We start from the raw sequence: 7,098 nt of genomic DNA, 5'->3' as shown, positions 1-7,098 counted from the left end.
GGGCGGGGGCCGGGGGGCGCCCCCTCCCCGGGGAACCCCCCGTCCAAGCCCCCCGGGAATTGCCCGCCCCTCCCATGCGTTGTGTCCCTTGGCCGCGCCGAGTGGGCGGTACGAACCGCACCGAGTGGGCGGTACGAGACAGACGACTGAGACTGACGACTGACGAAGGAGCGCGGGGCGCATGGCGGGCACTGTGACGATGTACAGCACCACCTGGTGCGGTTACTGCCGTCGGCTGAAGAGCCAGATGGACCGTGAGGGAATCGCGTACACCGAGATCAACATCGAGCAGGACCCGGAGTCCGCGGCGTTCGTGGAGAAGGCCAACGGCGGCAACCAGACGGTGCCGACCGTGCTCTTCGCCGACGGCACGACGCTGACGAACCCGTCCCTGGCGCAGGTCAAGCAGAAGGTGGGCGTGGCCTGACGACCGCGGGGCGGGCCGCTTGAGGCCCGCCGCCTCAGGTCCCGGTGAGGGACCGAGGTGCGCCTGCACGTGCACCTGAGGGCCGCCGGCCGGTTCCGTCGCTGATCGACGGAACCGGCCGGCGGCCCTCTTCTGTGCGCGTGAGGCCGGTCCGCCCGGCTCTCCTCACCCCGTCACGGCTTCGGCAGCGGCTTGCCGTACCAGAGCTCGATCAGGCGGGCGGCGATGGAGATGCCGTAGGGCGGCAGGACCTCGCCGGATTCGAAGGCGGCGCGGAGGTCCTCGCGGGAGAACCAGCGGGCCTCTTCGATCTCCTCGCCGTCCACCTGGATCTCGGCGGAGGTGGCGCGGGCCATGAAGCCCAGCATCAGGCTGGACGGGAAGGGCCAGGGCTGGCTGGCCACGTACTCCACGTCCCCGACGACGACCCCGGCCTCCTCGTAGACCTCGCGGGCCACCGACTGCTCGATGGACTCCCCCGGCTCGACGAAGCCGGCGAGGGTGGAGAAGCGGCCCTCGGGCCAGTGGACCTGGCGGCCGAGCAGGGCGCGGTCCTCCTCGTCGGTGACGAGCATGATCACGGCCGGGTCGGTACGGGGGTAGTGCTCGGCGCCGCAGGCGGGGCAGCGGCGGATGTGGCCGGCGGCGGCGATCACGGTGCGTTCGCCGCAGCGGGAGCAGAAGCGGTGCAGCCGCTGCCAGTTCTCCAGGGCGACGGCGTGGACGAGCAGGCCGGCGTCGCGGGGGGACAGCAGGAGGCCCGCCTCACGCAGGCCGGCCGGGCGCGCGGACTGGTCGATGCGGCCGGGGAGGCTGTCCTTCTGGAGGGCGAAGTAGCTGACGCCGTCGTCGTCGGTGCCGAGGTAGTAGCGGTGGGCCTCGGTGAGCGGCGCCTCGAAGGACGGCGTCATGATCAGTTCGGTGCGGCCGTCGGGGGTGTCGTCGATCAGTGCCTGGCCGCCGGACACCACGAAGACGCGCGTCGTCGGGTGGCTCCAGGCCGCCGCCAGCCATGCCTCGTCGAGACGGTGGTGGGCGGAGCGGTCGATGCCGCTCGGCGCGCTGAACGTGATCGGCCGGTCGGCGGTGTGCTCGGTCCAGGTGGTCACTGCTGTTTCCAACTCCCCCTGTGGCGTGGGTGATTGCTGCGTACGGGCGCGGAACGGTGCGGCGGGGCGCGGGGCGGTCAGGTCCGCTGCCAGGTCTCCGCCAGGTCGCCCCACAGGTGGGCGGCGGTCTCGACGCCCTTCATCAGCAGGTCGAGTTCGACCTTTTCGTTCGGCGCGTGCCAGCCGTCGGAGGGGACGGAGATGCCGAGGAAGAGGACGGGGGCGCCGAGGACGTCCTGGAGGTCGGCGGCCGGGCCGGAGCCGCCCTCGCGGGTGAAGCGGATCTTCTGGCCGAAGGCGCGTCCCATGGCGCGGACGACGGACTGGAGCGCGGGGTGGTCGAGCGGGGTGAGGCAGGGGCGGGTGGCGCCCCAGAAGGTGATCTCGTGCCGGATGCCGGGCGGGAGCTGTGCAGCGACCCAGTCGCGTACGGCCTGCTGGACGGCGGCCGGGTCCTGGCCGGCGACCAGCCGGAAGGAGAGCTTCAGCTGGGCGGTGGACGGCACGATGGTCTTGCCGCCGGGGCCCTGGTAGCCGCCGCCGATGCCGTTGACCTCGGCGGTGGGGCGGGCCCAGAGGCGTTCCAGGGTGGTGGTGCCGGCCTCGCCGAGGGTGGCGTGGGAGTGCGCGGTGCGCAGCCACTCCTCCTCGTCGAAGGGCAGCTCGGCGAAGAGTTCCCGTTCGCGGTCGGTGAGTTCGATCACGCCGTCGTAGAAGCCGGGGACGGCGACGCGGCGGTCGGCGTCGTGGAGGGCGGCGGCCAGCCGGGCGGCCTCGGTGGCGGGGTTGGGCACCGCGCCGCCGAAGGAGCCGGAGTGGATGTCCTGGTCGGGGCCGTACAACTCGATCTGACAGTCCGTCAGTCCGCGCATGCCGGTGCAGACGGTGGGGGTGTCCCTGGACCACATGCCGGTGTCGGAGACGATCACGGCGTCGCAGGCGAGGCGGTCGGCGTGCTTTTCGATCAGGGCGGGGAAGTTCGGGGAGCCGGACTCCTCCTCGCCCTCGATCAGCAGCTTGAGGTTGACGGCGGGCGCGGTGCGGCCGGTGGCGGCGAGGTGGGCGCGGACGCCGAGGGTGTGGAAGAACACCTGGCCCTTGTCGTCGGCGGCGCCGCGGGCATAGAGCTTGCCGTCGATGACCTGCGGCGCGAAGGGGTCGGTGTGCCAGCCGTCCGCGCGGGCGGCGGGCTGTACGTCGTGGTGTCCGTAGACGAGCACGGTGGGTGCGGACGGGTCGCCGGAGGGCCATTCGGCGAAGACGGCGGGCAGGCCGTCGCCCTCGGTCTCCCAGATCTCGGCGGTCGGGAAGCCGGTGCCGGTGAGCTTGGCGGCGAGCCATTCGGCGCTGCGGCGTACGTCGGGAGCACGGTCCGGGTCGGCGGACACGGAGGGGATGCGCAGCCACTCGGCGAGGTCGTCGAGGAAGGCGTCGCGGTGGCTGTCGAGGTACGCGCGGACGGCGCTGTCCGGGGTTGTGCTCATACGACCGAGCCTATCGGCCTTCCGGGGGAGGCCGGTCGTCGGTCTCCCCCCGCAGGATGCGTTCGAGTCCGGCGCGGCCGGGGAGGCGGGCGGGCCGGGCGATCTCGCCGGTGCGGACGTAGAGGAAGGCGGCGCCGACGGCGGACGGGGGCAGGCCGTGGCGTTCGGCCCAGGCGAGGCGGTAGATGGCGAGCTGGAGGGGGTCGGCGTTCTGGGTGCGGCCGGTCTTCCAGTCGATGATCTCGTAGCGGTCGCCGTCGGGGCCGTGCTCCTTGTAGACGGCGTCGATCCGGCCGCGGATGATCCGGCCGGCGAGGATCAGCTGGAACGGCGCCTCGACGCGGTACGGGGTGCGGTGGGCGTAGGGGGTGCGGGCGAACGCCTCCTTGAGGGTTTCCAGGTCGTGTTCGTCGGTGATCCGGTCGGCGTCGGGCGCGTAGGTATCGGGCTCGTCGGCGCCCGGCAGCTCGTCGGGGCCGAGCAGCGGCAGGGCGAGCTCCTCGAAGCGGGACTCGACCCAGGCGTGGAAGCGGGTGCCGCGGCGGGCGCCGGGCTGGGGCGGGCGCGGCATGGGACGGGCCAGTTCGCGGGCGAAGCCGTCCGGGTCGGCGGCGAGGCGGAGCAGCTGGGTGGCGCTGAGGGCGGCGGGCAGGGGGACCTCGCGGACGGTGGCGCGGGAGCGGCGCAGTTCGTCGGCGAGCGCCTCCAGGTCGCGGTCCCAGGAGCCGAGGATGCGGCGTTCCTCGGGGAGCAGCGGGTGGGGGCCGGTGTCTTCGTCGGCCCCCTCGTCCTGGTGGGCGGGGGCCGGGTGGGTGAGGTCCGGTTCGGTGGTGCGCTGGGCGACGATGCGGGGCCGCGGGGGCGCGTCGGCCGCACCGGGAACGTCCTCGATGCCCGGAACGTCGTCGAACGGGTCCGCCTCGGGGATCGCGAACCGGTCCGGTTCGTCGAACGGGTCGGCCTCGGGCACGCCGTACGCCTCGACGTCCTCGGGCACGCCGTACGGGTCGTCCTCCGGCACGCCGTACGGGTCGTCCTCCCACTCCTCCTCCGGTGGGGCCGGCGGCCACTCCGGGTCGTAGGCGGGGGACGGCGCGGGGACGGCCGGGGAGACGGCGGCGGGCGGCCGGGTGGCCTGGTGGCGGGCGAGGTGGGTGCGGACCGCGGCCGCTGCGGTGCGGCGGCGGGCCAGGGCGGTGGGGTCGAGGGGCAGCGGCCAGGCTTGTTCGGCGGCGGCCTCGGCGAGGGTGGGGTTCTCGGCGCCCTCCTCGGGCGGGTCGGCCCAGTGCTCGATCTCGCCGTGGCCGGCCTCGCAGTGCTCGCGCAGCGCCTCCAGGAAGGCGGACGGGCCGCGCGGCCGCTTCTGGTGCGGGCCCCACCAGTGGCCGGAGCCGAGCAGCAGGGAGCGGGGGCGGGTGAAGGTGACGTAGCCGAGGCGGAGTTCCTCGGTCTGCTGGTGGTGCTTCATCGCCTCCTTGAAGTCCTTGAGGCCGCGGGCGGCCCATTCCTCGACGTCGGGAAGGGTGGCGGCGTCGCCGCGGAGGGCGTGCGGCAGGACCTTGGCGCGGCTGGTCCAGGACTCGCGGGACTGTTCGCTGGGGAACTGCTTGGCGACGAGGCCGGGGACGGCGACGACGTCCCATTCGAGGCCCTTGGACTTGTGGGCGGTGAGCACCTTGACGGTGTTGTCGCCGCCGGGGAGGGAGCTGTCGAGGCCCTTCTCGTACTGGACGGCGGTGCGCAGGAAGCCGAGGAAGGCCAGGAGGGTGGCTTCGCCGTCGAGGGATTCGCCGCCCTGTTTGGCGGCGAATCCGGCGGCGACGTCGAGGAAGGTGCCGAGGGTTTCGCGGCGGCGGGCGGCGAGGGCGTGCGGGGACGCGGAGAGTTCGACTTCGAGGCCGGTGGTGGCGAGCACCCGGTGGAGGACGTCCATGAGGGGGTCGCCCAGGGAGCGCCGCAGGTCGCGGAGTTCGGCGGCGAGGTGGGCGAAGCGCACCCGTGCTTCGGGGGAGAACGGCAGGCCGTCGTCGGTGCCGTCGGCCTCCAGGAAGGTGTCGAGGGCGTCGGCGAGGGAGAGGGTCTCGGCGGGGTCGGTGCCTTCGACGGCTGCGGCGAGGCGTTGTGCGGGGTCGTCGGACGGGCCGCCGTGGTGGACGAGGGTGCGGGCGCGGCGCCCGAGGAGGGCGAGGTCGCGGGGGCCGATCCGCCAGCGGGGGCCGATCAGGAGGCGGACGAGGGAGGCGTTGGCGGTGGGGTCCTGGAGCACTTCGCAGACGGCGACGAGGTCGGCGATCTCGGGGAGGTGGAGCAGCCCGGAGAGGCCGACGACCTCGACGGGGATGTCGCGGGCGACGAGTTCGCCCTGGATCTGGGCGAAGTCGCCGGCGGTGCGGCACAGGACGGCGATCTCGCCGGGCGGGGTGCCGGTGCGTACGAGGTGGGCGAGGGAGTCGGCGAGCCAGCGGAGTTCTTCGGCGTGGGTGGGCAGCAGGGCGCAGCGGACGGTGCCGTCGCGTTCTGCGCCGGGGGCGGGGCGGAGCGCTTCGACGCCTTCGTGCATGCGGCGGAGCGGGGCGGCGAGGCCGTTGGCGAGGTCGAGGAGACGGCCGCCGCTGCGGCGGTTCTCGCTGAGGGCGTACCGGTGGGCGGGGGTGCCGTCCGCGAGGGGGAAGTGGGCGGGGAAGTCGTCGAGGTTGGCGACGGAGGCGCCGCGCCAGCCGTAGATGGCCTGGCAGGGGTCGCCGACGGCGGTGACGGCGTGTCCGGTGGGGGTGCCGTTCGCGGCGCCGAAGAGGCCGGAGAGCAGCAGCCGCTGGGCGACGGAGGTGTCCTGGTACTCGTCGAGGAGGACGACCCGGAATTCGTCGCGCAGGATCCGGCCCACCTCGGGGCGGGTGGTGGCGAGGGTCGCCGAATGGGCGATCTGGTCACCGAAGTCGAGCAGGTCGCGGCGGCGCTTCTCGCTGCGGTAGGCGGTGACGAGGTCGAGGAGCTCCAGTCGGGCGCGGGCGGTGTCGGGGACCTTGCGCAGGTCGGCGTTGGTGAGCTTGACCCCGTCGAGGGCGGTGAGCAGGCCGGTGTCGTAACGGCGGAGCTCGGCCGGGTCCACGAGGTGCTCGGCGAGCTCGGCGTCCAGGGCGAGGAGGTCCTCCACGAGGGAGGGCAGGGAGGTGGTGAGCGCCGGGTAGGGGCCGGGGGCGGTGCGCAGGGTGCGGGCGGCGAGCTGGAAGCGGGTGGCGTCGGCGAGCAGCCGGGCGCTGGGTTCCAGGCCGATGCGCAGGCCGTGGTCCTTGAGGAGCTGGCCGGCGAAGGCGTGGTACGTCGAGATGCGCGGCTCGCCGGGGACGGCCTCGGTGCTCCCCGGCACGGGCTCCGGGTCGGTCACTCCGGCCTTGACGAGGGCGGCGCGGACCCGCTCGGCGAGCTCGCCGGCGGCCTTGTTCGTGAAGGTCAGTCCGAGGACCTGCTCGGGGGCGACCTGCCCGGTGCCGACCAGCCACACCACGCGCGCGGCCATCACCGTGGTCTTGCCGGACCCGGCTCCGGCCACGATGACCTGCGGCGCGGGCGGCGCGGTGATGCACGCCACCTGCTCCGGGGTGAACGGGATCCCGAGCAGCTCCTTGAGCTGCTCGGGGTCGGTGATACGCGGTCTCACGGTTCAGACGGTAACGGTCCCCACCGACAATCCGCTGCGCTGGGCCGGTCGCCCCACGTACCTGGCTGTCCCGCCGCGGGGCGCTGCGCATTGCGGCGCCTCCCACGTACCCGTCTCTCCCGCCGCGGGGCTCGCTCGCCGTTGTGCTTTGCGGCGCGCCGCACGTACCTGCCTGGCCCGCCGTCGGGCTCGCTCGCCGTTGCGCTTTGCGGCGCCCCGCACGTACCTGCCTGGCCCGCCGTCGGGCTCGCTCGCCGTTGCGCTTTGCGGCGCGCCGCACGTACCTGTCTGGCCCGCCGTCGGGCTCGCTCGCCGTTGCGCCTGCGGCGGGCTGGGTGGGTGTCGGGTGCGGTGACAGCCCTACAGACTTCGTCCTCCGGTCTGTCCCCTCCCGTAAGGGGATGAAGGGGAGGTGGGTGG

At 74.0% G+C, this 7,098-nt stretch carries 4 protein-coding genes; 1 reads left to right on the top strand and 3 read right to left on the bottom strand.

The annotated features are described in order from the left end of the window. Positions 1 to 181: 181 nt before the first annotated feature. Entirely contained in the window at positions 182 to 427 is a 246-nt protein-coding gene (locus IG62_RS0140490) for a mycoredoxin (RefSeq protein WP_030417138.1), read from the top strand. Between the two features lie 173 nt (positions 428 to 600). On the opposite strand, the gene nudC is transcribed toward IG62_RS0140490, so the two are convergent. The 3 genes from nudC to IG62_RS0140475 form a co-directional block, all read right to left on the bottom strand. Further along, a complete protein-coding gene (gene nudC / locus IG62_RS0140485; protein ID WP_030816165.1) occupies positions 601 to 1,536 on the bottom strand; it encodes an NAD(+) diphosphatase in 936 nt (311 codons plus the stop codon). A 77-nt stretch (positions 1,537 to 1,613) separates the two neighbouring features. Next, a complete protein-coding gene (locus IG62_RS0140480) occupies positions 1,614 to 3,020 on the bottom strand; it encodes a dipeptidase (RefSeq protein WP_030816163.1) in 1,407 nt (468 codons plus the stop codon). 10 nt (positions 3,021 to 3,030) lie between these two features. Next, positions 3,031 to 6,678 (bottom strand): ATP-dependent DNA helicase, encoded by a 3,648-nt coding sequence (locus IG62_RS0140475; protein ID WP_030816162.1) that lies wholly within the window; start codon positions 6,676 to 6,678, stop codon positions 3,031 to 3,033. Positions 6,679 to 7,098: the final 420 nt, after the last annotated feature.

The sequence above is a fragment of the Streptomyces sp. NRRL S-337 genome (assembly GCF_000720175.1).
GTDB classification, from domain to species: domain Bacteria; phylum Actinomycetota; class Actinomycetes; order Streptomycetales; family Streptomycetaceae; genus Streptomyces; species Streptomyces siderophoricus.
Note: the sequence above shows the minus strand (reverse complement) of the source record. Positions and strands in the feature narration are given on the sequence as shown.